The 20,801-nt window shown below is 66.4% G+C and carries 18 protein-coding genes; 11 read left to right on the top strand and 7 right to left on the bottom strand.

Annotation, left to right across the window (positions count from 1 at the left end):
- Positions 1–84 precede the first annotated feature (84 nt).
- Positions 85–480 (bottom strand): hypothetical protein, encoded by a 396-nt coding sequence (locus LQ144_RS12155; RefSeq protein WP_230118965.1) that lies wholly within the window; start codon positions 478–480, stop codon positions 85–87.
- 151 nt (positions 481–631) lie between these two features.
- On the opposite strand from LQ144_RS12155, the gene LQ144_RS12150 reads away from it, so the two are divergent.
- Entirely contained in the window at positions 632–1,507 is an 876-nt protein-coding gene (locus tag LQ144_RS12150; protein ID WP_230118975.1) for a phosphatase PAP2 family protein, read from the top strand.
- Between the two features lie 108 nt (positions 1,508–1,615).
- Here the strand turns inward: LQ144_RS12150 and LQ144_RS12145 are convergent, their stop codons facing one another.
- Positions 1,616–2,158, bottom strand: a complete 543-nt coding sequence (locus tag LQ144_RS12145; RefSeq protein WP_230118964.1) for a DoxX family protein — start codon at positions 2,156–2,158, stop codon at positions 1,616–1,618.
- Between the two features lie 329 nt (positions 2,159–2,487).
- On the opposite strand from LQ144_RS12145, the gene LQ144_RS12140 reads away from it, so the two are divergent.
- From LQ144_RS12140 to LQ144_RS12125, 4 genes are all read left to right on the top strand, one after another.
- Positions 2,488–3,414 carry a D-glucuronyl C5-epimerase family protein gene (locus tag LQ144_RS12140; RefSeq protein WP_230118963.1) on the top strand — a complete coding sequence of 309 codons (927 nt, stop codon included), beginning with the start codon at positions 2,488–2,490 and terminating at the stop codon, positions 3,412–3,414.
- 170 nt (positions 3,415–3,584) lie between these two features.
- Complete coding sequence (locus LQ144_RS12135; protein ID WP_230118962.1) at positions 3,585–4,448, top strand: class I SAM-dependent methyltransferase; 864 nt, start codon at positions 3,585–3,587, stop codon at positions 4,446–4,448.
- A complete protein-coding gene (locus LQ144_RS12130; RefSeq protein ID WP_230118961.1) occupies positions 4,445–5,638 on the top strand; it encodes an aminotransferase class I/II-fold pyridoxal phosphate-dependent enzyme in 1,194 nt (397 codons plus the stop codon). Before LQ144_RS12135 ends, LQ144_RS12130 begins: the two co-directional genes overlap by 4 nt.
- 6 nt (positions 5,639–5,644) lie before the next feature.
- The gene (locus LQ144_RS12125; protein ID WP_230118960.1) at positions 5,645–6,271 is read left to right on the top strand and encodes a dihydrofolate reductase family protein; all 627 of its coding nucleotides are present in this window, start codon (positions 5,645–5,647) and stop codon (positions 6,269–6,271) included.
- Positions 6,272–6,302: 31 nt separating this feature from the next.
- Here LQ144_RS12125 and LQ144_RS12120 read toward each other — a convergent pair whose 3' ends face one another.
- Positions 6,303–7,517, bottom strand: a complete 1,215-nt coding sequence (locus LQ144_RS12120; protein ID WP_230118959.1) for an MFS transporter — start codon at positions 7,515–7,517, stop codon at positions 6,303–6,305.
- Positions 7,518–7,707: 190 nt separating this feature from the next.
- On the opposite strand from LQ144_RS12120, the gene glgX reads away from it, so the two are divergent.
- From glgX to LQ144_RS12100, 4 genes are all read left to right on the top strand, one after another.
- Complete coding sequence (gene glgX / locus LQ144_RS12115) at positions 7,708–9,951, top strand: glycogen debranching protein GlgX (protein ID WP_230118958.1); 2,244 nt, start codon at positions 7,708–7,710, stop codon at positions 9,949–9,951.
- A 185-nt stretch (positions 9,952–10,136) separates the two neighbouring features.
- Positions 10,137–10,370 (top strand): hypothetical protein, encoded by a 234-nt coding sequence (locus LQ144_RS12110; RefSeq protein ID WP_230118957.1) that lies wholly within the window; start codon positions 10,137–10,139, stop codon positions 10,368–10,370.
- A 275-nt stretch (positions 10,371–10,645) separates the two neighbouring features.
- Positions 10,646–11,539, top strand: a complete 894-nt coding sequence (locus LQ144_RS12105) for a hypothetical protein (protein WP_230118956.1) — start codon at positions 10,646–10,648, stop codon at positions 11,537–11,539.
- A gap of 21 nt (positions 11,540–11,560) precedes the next feature.
- Positions 11,561–12,247 carry a class F sortase gene (locus LQ144_RS12100; protein WP_230118955.1) on the top strand — a complete coding sequence of 229 codons (687 nt, stop codon included), beginning with the start codon at positions 11,561–11,563 and terminating at the stop codon, positions 12,245–12,247.
- A gap of 242 nt (positions 12,248–12,489) precedes the next feature.
- On the opposite strand, the gene LQ144_RS12095 is transcribed toward LQ144_RS12100, so the two are convergent.
- Positions 12,490–13,338, bottom strand: coding sequence for a phosphatidylinositol-specific phospholipase C/glycerophosphodiester phosphodiesterase family protein (locus LQ144_RS12095; protein ID WP_230118954.1), 849 nt, complete (start codon positions 13,336–13,338; stop codon positions 12,490–12,492).
- A 342-nt stretch (positions 13,339–13,680) separates the two neighbouring features.
- A complete protein-coding gene (locus LQ144_RS12090) occupies positions 13,681–15,663 on the bottom strand; it encodes an amino acid transporter (RefSeq protein ID WP_230118953.1) in 1,983 nt (660 codons plus the stop codon).
- A 354-nt stretch (positions 15,664–16,017) separates the two neighbouring features.
- Between LQ144_RS12090 and LQ144_RS12085 the strand changes: the two genes are divergently transcribed.
- Together LQ144_RS12085 and LQ144_RS12080 are read left to right on the top strand one after the other, a co-directional pair.
- Positions 16,018–17,448, top strand: coding sequence for a potassium transporter TrkG (locus tag LQ144_RS12085; protein ID WP_230118952.1), 1,431 nt, complete (start codon positions 16,018–16,020; stop codon positions 17,446–17,448).
- Complete coding sequence (locus tag LQ144_RS12080; protein WP_230118951.1) at positions 17,441–18,133, top strand: TrkA family potassium uptake protein; 693 nt, start codon at positions 17,441–17,443, stop codon at positions 18,131–18,133. The genes LQ144_RS12085 and LQ144_RS12080 overlap by 8 nt, the downstream gene beginning before the upstream one ends.
- Positions 18,134–18,139: 6 nt before the next feature.
- Here the strand turns inward: LQ144_RS12080 and LQ144_RS12075 are convergent, their stop codons facing one another.
- Both LQ144_RS12075 and LQ144_RS12070 read right to left on the bottom strand, forming a co-directional pair.
- Complete coding sequence (locus LQ144_RS12075; RefSeq protein WP_230118950.1) at positions 18,140–18,475, bottom strand: hypothetical protein; 336 nt, start codon at positions 18,473–18,475, stop codon at positions 18,140–18,142.
- Positions 18,476–18,826: 351 nt separating this feature from the next.
- A complete protein-coding gene (locus tag LQ144_RS12070; RefSeq protein WP_230118949.1) occupies positions 18,827–20,725 on the bottom strand; it encodes an O-antigen ligase family protein in 1,899 nt (632 codons plus the stop codon).
- Between the last annotated feature and the right edge of the window lie 76 nt (positions 20,726–20,801).

Here is a 20,801-nt window from a genome sequence, read left to right as displayed (position 1 = left end):
TCGGCGCGGCCCGGGAGTTACGCGACCTCCGCCGGGCTGCACCGCCATTCGGCCGGCCCGGCAGGAACTGGACAACACCAGATTCTAGAAGAGCAGCAGCAGGAATCCTCCGACTGTGCTCAGGATGCCGACGCCGGTGAGGATCCAGCCCAGGATCAGGACGGTGTTGTCGTGCTTGGGCGGTCCGAGGCCCCAGCGGGATGGGTGGCAGACGTCGTAGTGGAGTTTCACTGCGTTTCCTGCCACCCTTCCTTCCGCCACGTCGGCATCCACGAGCGTCTGCCGTGAAACGTTGTCATGGTCGGTCCAGCGGAATCCGGTGAATCCTCCGGCCGTGTATACCTCCGCCGTCGTGCTGGTCCAGACACATCGCCGCCTGCTGATGACCAGGCCCCACACGAGCAGCGGCACCCCAGGAACGAACCCCACCCACGTCATCATTTCCAGGATGGGGCCCAGTGCATCCACGAATCCGGCCATGCCCAAACTCTATCCGTCGGCTGGGCTCCCCAGCGCTGCAAGTCGTACTTTTGCGGCGGCGGCAGACAGGCGACTCCCAGCAAACTGTGACACCCTTGTTACGATGACTTTCCAGCTCAGGAACCCCAGACGCCAGCAGCCCGCGGGCCGGATGCGCCTTGCCAGGGGCACCGGCTTCCTCTTTGCAGTGGCCACCCTGGCCTGCATGACCGGGCTCGCGGCCACGTATTACTACTTTGTCCGCACCACCACCGGGCAGTTCATCGACGAGTCCGCCCTGGTGGAGGCTGTGGCCATCCACGGGCCCGCGGGCAAGGTCACCACCCAGTTCCTGGACTGGCTGCCCACCATCTCTCTGGTGATGGCCGCCGTCGTCGTTCTTCTGGTCACGGTGATACACCGACGCTGGCGGGCCGCGAGCATTGCGATGGTGGCGTGCGTTGGCGCGAACATCGCCACGCAGGTGCTCAAGGACCTGCTGCCGGCGCGGCCGTATCGGGGCGTGGAGACGCTCGAGCTGAACTCGCTGCCTTCCGGACACACCACACTGGCGGCGTCGGCGGCGGCAGCAGTGTTCCTGATGGCGTCACCGCGCTGGCGGCCGCTGGCGGGGTTCGTGGGCGGCAGTTTCGCGATTGCGTCGGGGATGTCCACGCTGGTGAACCAATGGCACCGGCCCGCCGATGTGGTGGCCGCGTTCCTGCTGGTGGGCTGTTTCATGATTCCGGCGGGCTGGCTGATCATCCGCACGGGCAGCCACGAATGGAATGTCTGGGACGGCTTCAACGGGCACTGGGCGTCCGCGCGGTTGTGGATCGGGCTTCCCGTGGTGCTGGGGCTGGTGTCGGCCGCGGTGGCTATGTATTCGCTGGTCAAGATCGCGCCGCTGCCGGGCCAGGAGGGCAGCACCACCAACTACTTCTGGGCCGGGATTTCACTGATCGTGATCGCCGGGTACCTGGCCACCGTGGCTACGACGTCGCTGTTCGCCTACGCGGCACGACGGCGGGAACCGGCAGGGCGGTAGCCGCACGTCCCGCCGTGCCCGGTAAGTGGCAGTCCGGTTAAGGGGCAGTCCCGCGTAAGTGGCAGCTCGCGCCGTTCTCGCCGCTGAAAACGGCGCGTGCTGCCACTGTCAGTTAGGCGCGGGGACGGTCTCAGGGGAAGAGCCGGCCCGGCCGGTATGGGCGAGAAGAACCAGGGCCGCCGAGATGAGAACGGCATTCTTCATCACAAACTCGCCGCTGGCGGTCAGCATCAGGGGGTCGCCCTGGCTGAACATGGCGTCGGGGACCATGACAAATGTCGCGAACGTTCCGGCCAGATGCAGGGCCATGACCAGCAGTGTCAGGCGAACAAAGACCCCGGCCATGAGCATGGCTCCGAGCAGCGCCTCCCCTGTTCCCAGCACGATCACAACCAACTGGTCGTTGCCGAACGGCAAAGTTTTGGCGACCAGTCCGGCCACCGGTGAGTTGCCGGTGATCTTTAGTGCGCCGAACCAAATGAAGACCACGCCGAGCACTACCCGCAGGAGGCGCAGCGCCACCGGTCTGAGTGCCTGGCAAGCCGCCGTCTCCCACTTTTGTGCCTTGGCCGCGAGTCCCGGGCCGCGTGGTGCCGCCATGCCGCCGGGCTGCATTGCCGAGCGGCGTCTGGTGCTGCTTTCATAAAACATCGGAGCTCCTTCCTCACTCAGCCGGACGCGGTGCCCGGCAGTCCCCAGCGAAGTGTGTTTGAAGTGTGCGGGCGCCCGCTTGGGGAAAACTTGGGCGGTCAGCCGGCATGTGAGGCCCCCCGCCGTGCGGGCAACGGGGAACCGGAGGCTTCCGGGAAAGCCCGACGGCGGGACGCACCGCCGTCGGAAGGGAACCCCGTACGCGTCCCGGGAAGCCGTTTCCGAATTGCGGAATTAACCTTGTAGCATTGGCGCATCTTGACTTGAATAATGGGGGAAATTCATTGCGCTTCCGTGGTGTTTCACGTTCCTTAACGGCTCTTATTGCGGTGGCAGCAATTCTCTTGGCAGCCGGGGTGTCATCCCAGGCGGCGCCGGTCAAGCTCACTCATGCAAATGCCGGCTACACCATAAACACGGCACTCGGATCGCCGTACATCGGCAGCTCCGTGGTCCCTTTAACCGCCACAACGTGGGGCACGGTGAATAGCCAGGGCGTGGTGCAGGTCAAGATCAACAACGTGGTGGTGTATCACCCGGTGAACAGCGCCTGGTTCATCAACCAGATGCTCTCTTCGTACCGCGTGACCAAGAACCGGGAGTATCTGCGGCGTGCCGAGGCCACCACCCGGTACATCCTGTCGGGCTCGTTCTCGGATGCAAGCGGGGCCACGTGGTTTCCCTACAACTTCCGGCACACCCCGGGAAACAAGATCGACATGGGCCGTCCGTGGTACTCGGGAATGGCCCAGGGAATGATGCTCTCAACGCTCGTAAATCTTTATGAGACCACCGGAAACACCTATTGGAAAACCAATGCCGACCGCGTTTTCAAGTCCTATCAGGTGCCGAAACGGAACGGCCAGCCGTGGTTCCAGGACCAGGTCCTTGAGGGCAGCAAAATATACATGTGGTTCGAGGAATATGTAGGCAAGGACATTCCCTCCGCACACGTGGTCAATGGGCACATTTACGCGGCTTGGGGAGCCTACGACTATTACCGCCTCACGAAGAATCCCACCGCCCAGTTCATGTTCAACACCGCAGCAACAGCCATCCGGGACCACTTCAATGTCTACCGGCGCCCCGGCAGCATCTCGTGGTACGCGGCCAGTGCCTTCGGCCAGTACGTGTGGCGGACCCCGGCGTCCTATCACAAGGGTGTGATCAGCCAGCTGGCCATCCTTGGCCGCCAGACCGGCGACCCCATCTTTGCGAACCAGTCAGCCCTGCTGAAAGCGGACTACGCGGGTTAAGCGGCCTCGTTGGCTCGCCCACACACCGGCCCGCCCCACCCAACTTGGCAGCCCGGTTGCGAATTCTCCTTTACAACCCCTTGGTCGAAGCCCACAATATAGCCCACCACAGCCTCCACTGGCTCTCCAGCGCGCTGCCACCGATCCTGCACCAGCAGAGGGGCGCCGACATGAAGAAGCACCACGTTTCGGCCGGGGCTGACCGCGCCCTGAAGGAGAAGCGCCGGGCCATGTGGGCGCAGGGCGACTATCCCGCCCTTGCCACCGAGCTCATCCCGGACCTCGGCGCCATCCTGGTGGAGGCGTGCGGGGTCAAGCCCCGCCAGCGGGTCCTGGACGTCGGGGCCGGCGCCGGCAATGCGGCCATTCCCGCTGCCGTGATGGGTGCCGTGGTGGTGGCCATCGACCTCACGCCGGAGATGCTCGACGCCGGCCGGCGCCAGGCTGCCGATCGCGGCGTGGAGCTGGACTGGGTGGAAGGGGACGCCGAGTCCCTCCCGTTTCCGGACGGCGGGTTCGACGTCGTGATGTCCTGCCTAGGCGTCATGTTCGCCCCGCACCACCAGGCGGGCGCCGACGAGCTGGTGCGGGTGTGCCGGCCGGGCGGCACGATTGGGCTGCTGAGCTGGACGCCCGAGGGGTTCATCGGGCAGATGATTGCCGCCATGAAGCCGTTCGCTCCGCCGCCTCCGCGCGGCGCCCAGCCGCCCCCGCTGTGGGGCAGCGAGGAGCATGTGCGGGAGCTGCTCGGTGACCGCGTCACCGACATCCAGGCCCGTCGGCAGCACGTCACCATCGCCAGCTTCCACGAGCCCGAGGACTTCCTGCACTACTTCAAGTCCCACTACGGCCCCACCATCTCGGTGTACAAATCCCTTGCCGGTGACGAAGGCAAGGTGAAGGCCCTGGACGAGGCACTCACGCAGCTCGCCGAGGACTTCAGCGACGCCCACGCCGATGCGGCCTACCAGATGGACTGGGAGTACCTGCTGTTCACCGCCAGGAAGAAGACGCCGAGGGAGGCCGGGCAATGACCGGTCTGCCACCTTCCCGCCGGGCGAAGGCCTTGGCGTCCATCCCGTCGCTTCAACGGATCCAGTCCTTCATGGGCAACTCCACCTACTCCCGGCGACAGCACGTCCCCGGCATCTGCGACTTCACGCTGGGCAACCCGCACCAGATGCCCCAGGACGCCTACGTGGACGCCTTGCGGGATGCACTGACGCCGCGCAACGACCAGTGGTTTGCCTACAAAGCCAACGGGGAGGAAGCACGGGCCGCCGCCGCGGAATCGCTTCACCGTTTGCTGGACGTGCCCTTTGATCCGCGGGACCTGTATCTCACCACCGGCGGGTTCACCGCTATCGCCCTGGCGCTGAAGGCCGTTGCGGACCCCGGCGACGAGGTGATCTACAGCCTGCCGCCGTGGTTTCTCTACGAGCCGCTCGTGGTTGAAGCCGGGCTGGTTCCCGTGAAGGTCCGGATCAACCTGGAGACGTTCGACCTTGATCTGGAAGCCATCGCGGCTGCCGTCACGGCCCGCACCCGGGTGGTCATCATCAATTCGCCGAACAACCCCACCGGCCGGATCTACGCGCCGGAGCTACTGCAGCGCCTGGCCCGCTTGCTCGAGGACGCCTCGGCCCGCAACGGCCGGCGGATCTATCTGGTCTCGGACGAGCCGTACAACCGGATCGTCTTCGACGGCACGCGGTTCCACAGCCCCACGGAGTTCTATCCGCATACACTGCTGGCCTATTCGTACGGCAAGACGCATCTGGCTCCGGGCGAACGGATCGGCTACCTGGCCCTGCCGCCCACCATGCCCGAGCGCAAGGAGCTCCGGGAAGAGATCAGCGCCCTGCAGCTGGCCATGGGCTGGATCTACCCCAACGCCGTCCTCCAGTACGCACTCCCCCGGCTGGAACAGTTCTCCATCGACGTCGGGCAGCTGCAGCGGAAGCGGGACAGGCTGGTTGAGGCGCTCGGCAGCATGGGCTACCGGCTGCGCCCGGCCGAGGGCACGTTCTACCTGTTCGTCCACTCGCCCATCGCGGATGATGAGGCCTTCACCGAGTCGCTGAGCCGGCACGACGTCTTCGTGCTCCCCGGCGTCCTGTTCGAGACGCCCGGGTTCTTCCGGGTGTCCCTCACCGCCAGCGAGGACATGGTGGAGCACAGCCTCCCGGTCTTCGCGGCCGCCATCGAGCGAGAAGGGGTGTGACCCCACATGAGGTTGACGACGACGACCAACGTCTCGGTGGACGGCGTGATGCAGGGGCTGGGCGGACCTGACGAGGACCGCAGCGGCGGCTTCGACCGCGGCGGATGGGCCATTCCGCTTCTCGATCCCGAAGCCGGGAACTATCTCAACGAGGTCTACGGCGGCGCGGCCGCGTTCCTCTTCGGCCGGCGGACCTACGAGATCTTCGCCGGCTACTGGGGCGCGATGGTCGATCCGAGCACGAACCCGATTGCCGCCGCGCTGAACAGCCGGCCCAAGTACGTGGTATCGACTACCCTCACGGATCCGCAGTGGGCGGGCACGAGTGTCCTGGCCGGCGACGTCGCCGCGGCCGTCATTGATCTGAAGGCGCAGCAAGACGGCGAACTGCTGGTGCCCGGCAGCGGTGCCCTCGTCCGGTGGCTGCTCGCCAACCACCTGGTGGACCAGCTCGACCTGCTCACCTATCCCGTCGTCGTCGGCCAGGGCACACGGCTGTTCCCCGATACCGGTCCGGACATGGCGCTCGAACTGGTCACCTCGCGGACCACTTCCCGGGGGATCACCATCCAGACCTATCGGCCTGCCGGGCGCCCGGATTACGCAACGTCCACGGCCGACCCGAACACATGACCTGCGTGCGTCGGTACCCCCAACGAACTAACTAGTAGTTCCGCCGGTGCTTCAGCTTGGGGAGTACGACGGCGAACACACCTGCCGCTACGAACCCCAGTACCCCGGTGGCCGTCACGCCGGCACCGAGAGAAGCCACGGCGGTCACGGCTGACAGCAGCACCGGGCCGCCGGTGGATCCGGCGTCGGCGATGAACCGCCACAGGCCCAGGAACTGCCCGCGGCCACGGTCGGGCGAGAAGTCGGCGCCCAGCGTCATCACCAGCCCTGAGCTGATCCCGTTGCCGAAGCCGATCAGCAGCGCCACGAGGAGCAGCCCGAGAAAGCCCGCGGTCATCGGAATCAGCATCAGCGCCGTGCCCATGATCAGCGTGGACGGGACCGCCACCCAGAGGCGGCCGCGCCGGTCCATGACCTTGCCCGCCGGGTAAAACACCAGCATGTCGATCGCCCCGGAAAGCCCGTACACGAGGGAAGCCTGCGACGCGTCGAGGCCCAGGTGGTCTGCCCACAGCGGGATCACCACCTGCCGGGAGGCTCGCAGGGCTGACAGCAGCAGGATGCCGGCGCCGGCTGTCAGGAAAACGCCGGCGTGCGAGACGGCCACCCCGCGCAGCGTTGGCGCAGGGCCGGCAGGACCGGACGTCCCTGCGTGTGCCACCAGGTCGCGGACGGTTACGGCGAGCACGGCGGCCGCCGCCATGCCGGCCACGCCCACCCAGTACGCCCCGCTGATGCCGGCGAACTGCATCACGGCCGCTCCCACGAACGGCCCGATGAAAACGCCGATCCGGCTCACGCCGCCCAGTGTGGACAGCGCCCGGGCCCGGAATTCCAGCGGCACCGCCTCGGTGAGGTACTTCTGCCGGGCCAGGCTGAAGACGCTCGCGGACATCCCGACGACGGCCATCGCCGCTGCGAGCAGCCAGAGTCCGTCGTCAATCACCAGTGACAGCCCCGCGGCGAGCAGCGCCAGCGCCCCGGCGGCTGCTGCGGCCACGATGGACCAGCGTTCGCCGAACTTCAGGGTGATGACGGACGCGGGCAGGTTGAAGAACCAGGAGCCCAGCCCCATCAGCGTCACGATCAGCGCGGCCACGGCCACGGAGGCACCCAGTTCACGGGCGGACAGCGCCACCACCGGCAGGATCGCACCCTGGCCAACACTGAACAGGAGCGCCGGGCCGAACGCCGGGACAGCGATGCTGCGGAGGCTGAAGGGCGGCGGGCTGTCAGGCGGAGTCATCCCCTTCATCCTAGGCAAGCCGGCAGGCGGAGAAGGGGCTGCAGGGCCCCGGTGTGACGAATCAGGCATCACCTTTCCGGATTCGTCATAATCGGACAGTCCTTGGCGAGCGTACTAAGTCTGCTTAGCATTAGCCTACGACGGTGGCCAATGGCGGCCCCTGAACAACTGAACAGCCGCAGGAGTGATCATGGAAGTCTGGCCGGGCAACGCGTATCCGCTGGGTGCAACCTTCGACGGGGCGGGAACCAATTTCGCGGTGTTCAGCGAGGCGGCCACGGCCGTCCAGCTGTGCCTCATCGCCAGCGACGGCACCGAGACGCGCGTGGACCTCATCGAAGTGGACGGATTCGTCTGGCACTGTTACCTCCCGCAGATCCAGCCCGGTCAGAAGTACGGCTACCGCGTGCACGGTCCCTACGATCCGGCCAGGGGCAAGCGGTGCAACCCGAACAAGCTGCTCCTGGACCCGTACGCCAAGGCCATCGCCGGGCAGGTGGACTGGCACCAGTCGATGTTCTCCTACAACTTCGGCGACCCTTCCTCCCGTAACGATGAGGACTCCGCCGGGCACACCATGCTGGGCGTGGTGATCAACCCGTTCTTCGACTGGGCAGGTGACCGCGCGCCCAAGATCCCGTACCACCGCTCGGTGATCTACGAGGCCCACGTCAAGGGGCTCACGCAGCTCCACCCGGAGGTGCCCAAAGAGCAGCGCGGCACCTTTGCCGCCGTCGCGCATCCCGCCGTCATTGCGCACCTGCAGCGGCTGGGCGTGACGGCGATCGAGCTGATGCCGTGCCACCAGTTCGTCAACGACGGCACGCTGCAGGAGAAGGGCCTGGGCAATTACTGGGGCTACAACACCATCGGGTTCTTCGCGCCGCAGAACACGTACAGCTCAATCGGTGAGATGGGCCAGCAGGTCCAGGACTTTAAGGCGATGGTCCGCTCACTGCACCGTGCGGGGATCGAGGTGATTCTCGACGTCGTCTATAACCACACGGCGGAAGGGAACCATCTGGGGCCCACCCTGAGCTTTAAGGGCATCGACAACGCGGCGTATTACCGGCTGGTGGACAACGACCAGCAGCACTACATGGACTACACCGGCACCGGCAACACGCTGAACGTGCGGCACCCGCATTCGCTGCAGCTGCTCATGGATTCGCTGCGGTACTGGGTCACGGAGATGCACGTGGACGGGTTCCGCTTCGACCTCGCCTCGGCGCTGGCCCGGGAGTTCTACGACGTCGACCGGCTCTCCACGTTCTTCGAACTGGTGCAGCAGGATCCCATCGTGTCGCAGGTCAAGCTGATCGCCGAGCCGTGGGATGTGGGGCCCGGCGGGTACCAGGTGGGGAACTTCCCGCCGCAGTGGACGGAGTGGAACGGCAAGTACCGGGACACGGTGCGGGACTTCTGGCGGGGCGAGCCGGCCACGCTGGGCGAGTTCGCGTCGCGCCTGACGGGGTCGGCGGACCTGTATGAGCGGTCCGGGCGGCGGCCGGTGGCGTCCATCAACTTCGTCACCGCGCACGACGGCTTCACACTGCGGGATCTTGTTTCCTACAACGGGAAGCACAACGAGGCCAACGGGGAGGGCAACCGGGACGGCGAATCGCACAACCGTTCCTGGAACTGCGGGGCGGAGGGCCCTACGAACGATCCGGAGATCCTGAAGCTGCGCGCCCGCCAGCAGCGGAACTTCGTGGCCACCATGCTGCTCTCGCAGGGCGTGCCGATGATCCTGCACGGCGACGAGCTGGGCCGCACGCAGCAGGGCAACAACAACGTGTACTGCCAGGACTCGGAGGTCAGCTGGATTGACTGGGACGCCCTGGACCAGCCGCTCATGGACTTCACGGCGGCGGTGAACCGGCTGCGAGCCGAGCATCCCACGTTCCGGCGCAGCACCTTCTTCGACGGCCGGCCGGCGCTCCGCGGCGAGGACGAGAAGCTGCCGGACATCGTGTGGCTGAACGAGGACGGCACGGAAATGGTGCCGGAAGACTGGGGCAGGGGGTTCGGCCGCACCATCGGCGTGTTCCTCAACGGCGATGGAATCCAGGGCCAGGACGACCGCGGCCGGCGGATCACTGACGTGAACTTCCTGCTCTACTTCAACGCGCACGACGACGACATCAAGTTCACGCTCCCGGCAGGAGAGTTCGCCACATCCTGGGACATGGTGATCAACACCGCCGGAACCGGGGTGGACCGCGGACCCATTGACGCCGGCTCGGTGCTGAAGGTGGGCGCGAAATCCATGACCGTGCTCCGCGCCCGCGCCCTGAGCCAGCCCGAGCCGAACCTGTCCATCGCGCCGTCGCTGGCCGTGCTGTCGCAGAACCACAACCCGGAGGCAGCGGCGGTGACGGCCCCGGCGGCTCTGCAGGCGGGGGTCGGGGCGGCGGCGGCTGGGACGGTGTAGGCGGCACTCCTGTTCGTACCCGTGGCGTACGTGAAAGTAGGTCACGGAGAAATGACCTGGCCGAAACGCAGCCGCAACGTGGCGGCTCCATCCTGAAGGTGCGCCGATAGGCGTAGGCCGGTTCGGCGTAGACCCCCGGGCTGAAGGGTCGAGGCGCCAGCGTCGCCAAGGGGATGGAGCCCGCCATGAACGAATCAACAATGCCCAGGGTCATCAGCTGCCGTGAACTGTCCCCCGGCGACCTCATTGAGGCCCGCTACAACGGCCACATGTATTACCACGGCAAGGTGACCGAAACGGTGCCCGTCCTGGGCATGTTCTGGATCCTCGAGTCTCGCACCGGGACCAGAAAGCTGCTGGATCCGCTGGCATTCGAGGTGATCAGGTTGCCGGCGGCGTCCGCGGATCCCGGGGCCTAGGGCAGCCCGATGACGGCGCGCGAAGAAAGGACCGCCATCATGATTGCCACATCCCCGTTTGCTCTGTATTTTTAGCTTTCACAGCGATCTTTCGGACGGCTTTCAGGTAACTCTGAGGTCTCGCCGTCTTACACCGGATGATCAGCAGTACGAGCTCTCACCTGCTTGGATAGTCCGGTGCCTTCGGAGGAAACCACAAGGGCCGTTCTACCGCGCGCTGAACACCGCTGGGGCCGTCCTGGCGGCCGCTTCGTGTTTCAGGAGACGCACAACCTATGACCGCTGTATCGAAATGGGTCGCCGCTGGTTCGTCAGCAGCAGTTCTTGCCGGGGGGCTCCTTCTCGGTGCACCGATGGCCGCCGCCGCGCCGGGGGACGCCGCATGCCTGCAGGCATCAACCCAGTTCGAGGCCGCGCTCGGCGCCGCGGGGATCACCGAAGCATCTGTGGCGCGGATCGACGCCACCTCACAGGCCGCGGCAACCGCGCAGGCAGCCTACGCTGCACTCGTGGAAGCCGCCGGTGCTGACGAGAGCGCCGCCGTCGGTGCCGCCATCGACCGCCTCGAAGCTGCCCACGCAGCCGCAGACGCCGCCGAGGAAGCTGCGGAAAACGCCGAGGATTCCGGCGACCCGGCCGCCATGGCAGCGACAACAGCCGCCGCCGACGAAGCAGAAGCCGCGGTGGACGCTGCGGAGCAGGACCTGCAGGATCTTCAGGACGCGTACAACGCCGCGATTGACACCCCGGAGATCCGTGAAGCACAGGGTGCGTTGGAGGCCGCAGTGCGAGACTTCGAAACGGCGCTGGCCGCGGTCTCGCTCGACGAGGGCTCCGCCGCCGGCCTCACGGGACTCTTCGAGGCCTTCCTGGCTGCCTGCGGTCCGGATGGCATCGGCGTGGACCCGGTGGTCGCCCCGCCGGTCACCACACCGGGAAGCACGACGCCGGTAGTCACCAATCCGGTCATCGCAGCTCCCGCCGGGGCCCTCACGGCCAATACGGCCGTGGTGGCCACGAACAAGGGCCTGAACGTGCAGACCGCCGCCAAGGCTGAACCCGGAGCCCACCCGGACCTGGCGCTGCTGGCCGGGCTGCTCGCGGCCGGCACTGCGGTTCCCGTGGCCGTGGCGTTGAGGATGCGCCGGCTGGAGCGCGGCCGCAGCTAGTCGGGCATGGAGTCACAGAGTATGGACCCGCAAGGCTTGGAGCCACAGAACGCCTCCAGCGTCCGGCCGCGCGTCGGCAGGCGCTGGCTTGCCGTGCCCGCCGTGGCCGCGGCCGGGCTGGCGGCTGCGCTGTTCCTGTTCCCGCCAAATGCCGGCGGCAGCTCCGCCGTCGTTCCTTCCATTGCTCCCACATCGGCGAGCGCAGCGGCCACCCCAAGCGGGCCCGCTGTTGCTGCCCGCCCCGCGGCCAAGACTGCCGGATCGGCGGCCGCGGCGCCTACCCGGCTGTCCATCGCGGCAGCGAACATCGACGTGCGCATCCTGCCGCTGACGCCGAGCGCGGACGAGCTGTCCTCGCAGTCCCTGGTCCCGCCCCTCACGCTGGACGCCTACTGGCTGACCTCCTACGGCGTGCCCGGCGCAGGCTCCAAAAATACGACCTACATCGCCGGGCACAGCTGGGACGGCAGGGATGCGCCGTTCAACAGGCTCAGCGACAAGTCCCTGGTGGGCAAGAACATCACGGTGACCACCGTAAAGGGAACGCTGAAGTACGTGGTGGATTCCGTCACCACACATCGCAAGGACACCCTCAAGGACAGCGACATCTGGAACATCGTGCCCAACAGGATCGTCCTGATCAGCTGCTACACCGAGGATCCTTGGGGCAAAAACGTGGTGGTCACGGCCTCCCCCGCCGCACGCTGACCCACCGACGCTCTCTCACTTCCCGTCGCCAAACCCCCAACCCTCTCTCACTTCCTACCGCCAATCCCCCAACGCTCTCTCACATCCTGCAACCAAACGGCGAACCCTCCCGCAGATATAACGCGGGAGGGTTCGATCAGTTAGTCGGGAAAAGTGCAGGACCCCTCGGCCAGCGCCATAGAAAAATGTTCCGGAGGGTTGAGCCGTCCCGTGCGAAGTGAGCGAGGCGTCCGAGAGCGTGCCTACTGCCCCTGTGCCCCGAGGAATATGTCCAACGCGGCGAGGTCGTCAGTGTTGATGTTGTCCACCCCGGCGTTGTGCAGCTCAGTCCATACGGCGTCGCGGGCCTGTCCCGGCTGGTCCGGTGTGGCCCAAAAGCGCACCTTGTAGCCCTTGGAGTGGGCGGTGTTCACGTAGGCACGCAGCTTGGCCCGCTCGATCTCCGGCATCGGACCTACGCCCTGCCAGCTGAACAGCTTGGTCCAGTTGTCGCTGACCAGCGGCATCAGCTCGGCCGGCATGCAAGAGGCGAGGTCGGTGGAGCGGCCGTCGTAGAATCCGACGCGCTTGTCCGCCGCCGTCATAGTGGCCAAGGGACGGTTCCCGCTGATGACGGCGGTGACCGGACCTGTCATGACCTTGCCCTTGGCATAACGGGTCATGAGCCCAGGATGTTGAGAAAGTTCCTTCTCCACCGCCGCGTAGGTGGCTTCGCCCTCACTCTTGATGTCGATCAGCAACTGCAGGCTGCCATCCCAGCCGGGGTAGACGCTGTGGCCTTCCTGCCGAACAACTTCGTCCAGCGGATCCAGGTACAGGCTCTCGAGCGTCACGCCGGCGCGGGCGTCCGCAAGGTCGTGGGCAACCCGCAGTTCGCCGTCCACAAGCCAGACGTCGGCTTCCACGCTGGTGAAGCCGTGTTCGAGCGCGTCGAACAGCGGGCGGCTGTGCTCGTAGTCGTTGTGCGCGTGGGCTGCGGCGTGCGGCTGCCCTAAAACGACGCCGGGCGGCGGCGCAGCCGACGATGGGGCGGCGATGCCTGCCACGGCCGTAAGGGCAACAAGAGCGGCGAGGGTGCTTTTGAGCAGCACAGGGTTCTCCTTCAGTGCGGGATGGGTCCGCCGGCCGCCTTCCGGATAGGGAAGGTCCGACGGCGTGCCCCACCACCCTGCCGCCCGTCAGGTAACGTCCGGCCACCTGATGTTGTCGCCGCGGTGAACAGGACATGTCGTCGGCCCACGTTGGTGCCGGGCCGATCCCCAACCGTCCCGACAGGACCTGCGAGAGCGTCCCGGAAAAAGCGACAGGAACTGCGAGAGCGTCGCCAAAAACCCGACAGGACCTGCGAGAGCGTCCCGGAAAAAGCGACAGGACCTGCGAGAGCGTCCCGGAAAAAGCGACAGGAACTGCGAGAGCGTCCCCAAAAAAAGGCGTCAGCCCACGTGGATGCCCGGGCGGCGTTCGGGGTCGGGCTCGTTCTCGCGGATGATCTCGCGGACCACGGGTGCGGTGTCGCCCCGGCCCAGCAGCAGGTACCTCATGAGGTGCGCCAGCGGATTGCCCTCGGCCCACTCGAAGTATGCGTGCGGCCGGACTCCCGTGGCATCCCGCAGGGCGAGGAGGATGGCGGCAATGGCGTTGGGCGCGGCCGGGCTTTCCGCGCGGAGAACACGGTGCCCGCCCACTTCGACGCCGCGCACCTCGAGGACCTCGCTGAATCCGGAGGGGTCGGTCACTTCGATTTCCAGGAAGATCACATCGTTGGAGCCGGGCACGGGGTTGGTTTTCCGCTGGGCGGCTTCCTTGTCGGAGTATTCTGCCGCGTCCCGGGCCTCGGGCCTGTTGGCAACGAGGTCCAGCTGCCCGTCGTAGTCCAGGGAGTCCTTGATGAACCGGCGCGCAGCGTCGTCGAACTCGATCCGGTCCACGCGCAGCTCGGTGGTCCGGGTGACCCGCGAAACCAGCGACACCACGACGATTCCCAGGATGAATAAGCCGGAGATGGCGATGCCGTCCGGTTTTTTGATCACGTTCTCCACAAGCGCGTAGAGCAGGACCAGGGTCAGAATCGAAAAGCCGACGGCGGCCAGACGGCGTTTGCGGCGCAAGGCCGAGATGCTGACCGCCACGGCCCCGGAGACCATCATGGCCAGGATCCCGGTGGCGTAGGCTCCGGCCTGGGCGTTGACGTCGGCCCGGAAGGCGATGGTGATCAGGACGCTGATGACCGTGTAGACCAGGACCACAGGCCGCACCGCCCGGGTCCAGTCCGGGGCCATGCCGTAGGAGGGCAGGTACCGCGGAACGATGTTGATCAGTCCGGCCATGGCGGAGGCGCCGGCAAACCACAGGATGAGGACGCTGCTGATGTCGTAGACGGAGCCGAAGCCGTTGCCGAGCAGTTCGTGCGCCAGATATGCCAGGGCGCGGCCGTTGGCTTCGCCGCCCTCCTGGAACGCGTCGGCAGGGATCAGCACGGTGGTGACGAAGCTGCTGCCGATCAGGTACACGCTCATGATCAGCGCCGCCATGGTCAGCAGCTTGCGGGTGTTCCGGATCCGGTCCTGCAGCATGTCCTCAGGCGTGGCCCCCGAGGCCGCAACCAGGGGCATCATGCTGACGCCGGTCTCGAAACCGGAGAGCCCCAGGACCAGTAGCGGGAACGCCAGAATGGCGGGCCCGGCGATGTTGCCCAGGCCAGTGCCGCCCGACGTGATTGCAGCGGTCCAGTCGGACAGGGCACCCGGCCGTGTCACGGCGTCGAACAGTCCCACCCCGATGATCACGGCGTTCAGCAGCAGGAAGACCCCCACCAGCGGAATCGCCACCGCCACCGCCTCGGAGAAGCCCAGCAGGAACACCCCGCCGAGGATCAGCAGCATCACCACCGTGATGGACACGGCCTGGCCGTGCAGGAACGGCGGAAGGTAGGGGTTCTCCAGCATGTGCACCGTGGCGTCGGCGGCGGACAGGGTGATGGTGATGATCCAGGACGTCGCCACGAACCCGAGCAGGACCAGCACGAAGATCTTGCCCCGCCAGAACGGCAGCAGGTTCTCCAGCATGGCCACCGAACCCTGGCCGTGCGGGCTTTCGTGCGCCACCCGCCGGTACATCGGCAGCATGCCCAGCAGGGTCAGGGCCACAATCAGCAGTGTCGCCAAGGGAGACAGCGCACCGGCGGCGAGGGCCGCGATGCCGGGAAGGTAGGACAGCGTGGAGAAGTAGTCCACACCCGTCAGGCACATGACCTTCCACCAGGGCTGCTGGTGCGCCCCGGCCTCGGCTGATTCGGGTCCCACCGGCTGGTGCACCTTGTGCTCCAGCAGCCACCTGACCAGCGGGCTGCCAGGCTTGGATGCCGGCTCCGGGTTCGGCACGCTCGCGGGAATCGAATACTGGTCGGCTGCGGTCATGATGTCTTTCTGGAGTTCGGGGCTGCGGTTCAGTTCCGGCGTTACGGCCGACGGCGGGGGCTACTTAGTTGCCTTGATAAGCCGGTAGATCATGTAGCCGGTGACACCACAGCCGAGGATCAGCAGGAGCAGGGGGAAGCTCTCTGTCAGCATGGCCGGACACAGCTTTGCGCGCTTCGGGTGGCCACGGGTTCCTTCGATTCAATTAGAAAGTTTGCTGATGAACCTTGGGAGCGTAGCACCGGCACCTTCCCGGCGCAGGCCTGAACCCGGGATCTTAACGCTTTCTTAACGCCTGCTTCAGGGCGTCCCCCAGCGGCCCCCAGCGGATTCTCCGGTGGTAGCGTGACGCGTATGCACGACGTTCGCGGTTCCAAGGCCCGGCCTGCCGCTTCCGGCGGGGCCAAGCGTGGCCGCCGGTACGGGGGATCGAAGGTTTTCCCCCGCATTCTGGACGTTTTCGCACCCCAGCATCCGGCCCAGGTGATCGTCCTCGGATTCGCGGCGGCGGTGGCGGTGGGGACTCTCCTGCTGATGCTCCCCATGTCCAGGAACGGCACCGAGCCTGCGCCCTTCCTGGATGCCCTGTTCACGTCCACGTCGTCGGTCTGTCTAACCGGGCTCATCACCGTTGACACCCCGGTGTACTGGACCGGATTCGGCAAGGTAGTCATCCTGGCCCTGATCCAGGCGGGCGGGTTCAGCGTGATGTCCTTCGGCACCCTCCTGGGCGTGCTCATGGCCCGCAGGCTGGGCTTTCGTTCGCGCCTCTCAGCGGCCGCCGAAACGAAAACCACCGGCTTCGGCGATGTCCGCCGGGTGCTGCTCGGCGTCCTGGCGATCAGCCTGACAGTGGAGGTCCTGCTCGCCGGGATCCTGGCGGCCCGCTTCGTGACCGGCTACGGCTACGCCCCCGCCCGCGCGCTCTGGCACGGCGTCTTCCACTCCGTGTCCGCGTTCAACAACGCCGGATTCGCCCTATACACGGATAAGCTCATCGGGTTTGCCGGTGACCCCTGGATCTGCCTGCCCATCGCCGCGGCGGTGATCATCGGCGGCCTCGGCTTCCCGGTGCTGTTCGAACTCCGCCGGCAGTACCGCCGGCCCATCCACTGGAGCATGAACACCAAGCTGGTCCTGGTGGGCACGGCCGTCCTTCTGGTCGCCGGCACCGTCTTCGTCACCGCCGTCGAATGGTCCAACCCGGCAACGCTGGGCGGACTCCGGCCCGGCGAGCGCGTCCTGGCCGGGTTCTTCCAGTCGGTCATGACACGCACGGCGGGGTTCAACAGCATCGACATCGGCCAGATGCAGCCGGTGTCCTGGCTAGGGATGGACATCCTGATGCTCATCGGCGGTGGCCCGGCCGGAACCGCCGGCGGCCTGAAAATCACCACGTTCGGCGTGCTGTTCTTCATCCTCTCCACCGAACTGCGGGGCGGAACCACCGTCAACATCTTCGGCAAGCGCCTTTCCCGCGCCGTTCACCGCCAGGCCATCACGCTGGTGCTGCTGGCCATGGCACTGGTGGTGGGCTCCACCGTGTTCCTCATGCTCATCACGGACTTCGGACAGGAACGGATCCTGTTCGAGGTCATCTCGGCGTTCGCCACCGTGGGGCTCACCACCGGGATCACGGCGGCCATGCCGCCCGCCGGCCAGCTCGTCCTGATCCTGCTGATGTTCGTCGGACGCCTCGGCCCGGTCACCCTCGGCGCCGCGCTGGCGCTGCGCGAACGCCAACCGCTCTACCAGTACCCCAAGGAAAGGCCCCTCATTGGCTAAGAACATCTTCTCCCGCTCCGCCAACAGTGTTGCCCAGGCAGACTCCGTGGTGGTGATCGGCCTGGGCCGCTTCGGCGGTTCACTGGCCCTGGAACTGGAGGCACAGGGCACCGAGGTGCTCGGCATCGACTCCAACGAGGAGACCGTCCAGTCCTACAACGGGCGGCTGACGCACGTGGTCCGAGCAGACTCCACCAGGGAAGAAGTGCTGCGCCAACTCTCCGTCCACGAGTTCGACCGCGCCGTGGTGGGCATCGGCAGCGACATCGAGGCCAGCATCCTGACCACGTCGCGCCTGCTCACCTTCAAGAAGCCACAGATCTGGGCCAAGGCCATCAGCGAGCCCCATGCCGAGATCCTGAACCAGCTCGGCGTTGACCACGTGATCCGGCCGGAGCACGACATGGGCAAGCGCGTGGCCCACCTGGTCCGCGGCTCCCTGCTGGACTACGTCGAGTTCGAGGACGACTTCGTGATGATCCGCACCAGCCCGCCGACCGAGGCACGCGACCGCCCGCTTGGCGTGCTGGGCCTGCGGGACAAGTACGGAATCACCATCGTGGCGGTCAAGCGCCCCGGCGGCATCTGGGGCCACACCACTGCGCAGACCGTCCTCTACGAGGAGGACCAGGTCATTGTCCAGGGCAGCAAGACCCAGGCCGAGCGCTTCAGCAACCTCACCTGACGGACGTCACCCCGCCTCGATGAAGGCGATCTGCCTCAGGCTGGCGGCAGGCTTCGGTTTCGGGGCGGCTGACGGCTTCCGTTTTGCGGCGGCGGCCGGCTTGGGACTCCCGACGGCGGCGGCTGGCTTTCCCATCGGAATCCGCCTGACGCTGAGCTGCTCGAGATCCAGCAGCCGGCGCGCACCGGTCCGGGCATCGATGATCCAGATCAGGTCGATCTCTTCGAGCGTGCTGGCCACTGTCCCCCGGTGTGCCAGGCGTCCGCGGTGCCAGGCCTCGATCTCCTCCCCCGCCGAAAGCTCCGCGCACGAACGCACCTCAAGGTCCTCATCCGTCATCATCACTGGGCTCCTTTCACCGATCCGGTTCTGCATGCCCAGCCTGCACCACGGAGTTTTCTGCAGGGTTTCGGAATGGTGCTCCTTCTGTGTCGGCGCTGTTTCCTGGTGGGGCATCAAACCGCACCACTCTTTTGCAAACCCGACGCAGGTTTCGCGGGCCGGACAATAGCACCGGAAGATCAAATTAAGGATCATTTTCCAAAAACTGCGCTTTTCTTGATCCAATCCTGCGTCGTTCTTAGCTTAAGAACTACTCGCTTCGAAATGTTTATAGCGAGTTCAATTTACGGACCACTAATTTCCCCCTGGACAGAGCAATATGTACCGGAGATCGACGGCTGGTAATTATGCCTAGCGGCCGGACAACGTATCTGCATGCTGACTGGCGGCCTGCGCGGCTTCGGCGTTGCCCATCCGCACATAGATGTTGGCGAGGATGCGCCAGGGCGTGTCCAGCCCGGGATCGAGGGCTGCCGCGTGCTCCAGGTCCGCTATCCCCCCGGCCGTCTGCCCCAGGCCGAACCGGGCCACGCCGCGGTGAACGTAGAGCCCGGTGGAGTATGGGGCCTCCCGGACCAGGCCGTCCAGCAGATTTTTGGCCGCGCCAAGATCCCCGCTGTAGAGGTATCCGATTGCCAGGGCCGTTCCTGCCTCCTGCGAGCGCGGCGTACGTTCCCGCGCGAGGCTCCCCCATTCGACTGCGTACCGGGCCGCCCGCTGGTCCCCCGCCGTCGCCGGGCCGGCAAACGCCTGGGCGGCGAGCAGTGCGGTGTCGCTGTCCCACGGCCTGAGTTGGTGCGCCTGCTGGAACTCCTGCTCGGCGAGGGCAACGTCGCCTGCCGCGGCAGCCTTGGCGCCAGCGCCCATCGGCCATTCTGCAAGAGTGGCGGGGACGGCAATGGCCAGGGCCGCCGCGGCGAGAACCAGGCCGGCCGCCGTCGAGGCCGCGGGCCGGAACATGCCCGCTGCCATTGCCGTCAGCTTGGCCGGAATCTCGCCGGCCATCGCCCGCGCACCGAAGACAGAGAAGCCTGGTCCATCGCGCCCCACCAGCCCGCCGCACAGGAAGGCCACCAGAGCCGTAGTGCCGATCGACGTAAAGTGCGTCAGCAGCGCCAGACCGTATGCGGCCACGGTCACCACCACCACAGCAAGGTAGCGGCGGTCTGTACCGCACGGGGCTTCCTTCATGCGCCTGGCCACGGCCAGCACGGCAACCGCCCCGAGAACGAGGACCAACAACAGCAACGGAACGCCGCCGGCGGCCAATGCCTGCAGCGGCCAACTGTGGGGCGAATCAGCAGGGAAACTGTCGCCCACTGATCGCGCCCACTCCTCGTTCAGATACGCCGGCAGCGCGTCGACAAAGCCGCTGGGCCCAACACCAAAGACCGGATCGGCGCCGATCAGGCCCAAGGTCCGGTCCCACAGCAGCCAGCGCCCGTCCACGGTTCCTGCCGACAGCAGGCGGTCACGCGCAGCGGGGACCAGCAGGACTCCGATGACCACTCCCGCGGCAGCCAGCACGGCACCGGCCGCGATACTTGGCCGCGACCAGGACCGGCTCCGCATCCACATATAGCTGCCAAACAACGCCGCGATCAGGAGCCCCGCGAGGGCGGCCCGGGAGCCAGAAAGGACCGCCACCCCGGCAGCGGCAAACAGACCTGCCCGCCGCAGCCAAAGCTGCCAGCCCCGCTCAGAGCCAGCACCGGCGGACAGCACTCCGGCGATGACGAAGCCGACCAGGCCCTGGTCAGTGGCGTTCCCCAAGGTTGCGCCCGGCCGGACGTCGGAGGCCCCGCCCAGCGGCCGCAGCCCAGCGCTTTCCAGCACAGCGATGACGAACAGAATCAAGGCGACGGCGGCTAGGGAGAGACTGAGGAGCCTGCGTCTCCGGACGGCCGACTCACCGCCAAGGACTTTCGCGCCCACCGCGAAGACTGCCACATAGACGCCAAGCGTCAGCAATCCCTCATAACGCGGCCAGCGTCCGGCCATGCTGGCCAGCGGCGTATCAGACAAGAGAATAGCGACGCCGATCCATACCACGCACGCGGCCGTCGCCGCCTGCACTGCCAGGGGAATCCGGGCCCGCAGCGGAGACAGCAGGCCTGCGAGGACGGCGATGATCACCAAGAGCAGCTTGATCCAGACGAACCTGAAGAGCCCTCCGGGCTGGAACACCAGGATTGATCCTGTCATCAGGATGATGCAGAGGCCGGGCAGCCGGGTCATCGCTTGCTTCATGCTCGGGTGGCGACCTTTCAGGGAGAGGACTCCAATATAACGGTCGTCTCCTGACCCAGGTCTATTTAAACCGGGC

This window comes from Arthrobacter sp. Bi83, from assembly GCF_918698095.1.
Classification (GTDB): Bacteria; Actinomycetota; Actinomycetes; order Actinomycetales; family Micrococcaceae; genus Arthrobacter.
The sequence above is the reverse complement of the archived record's forward strand: the minus strand, read 5'-3'. Positions and strand labels throughout refer to the sequence as shown.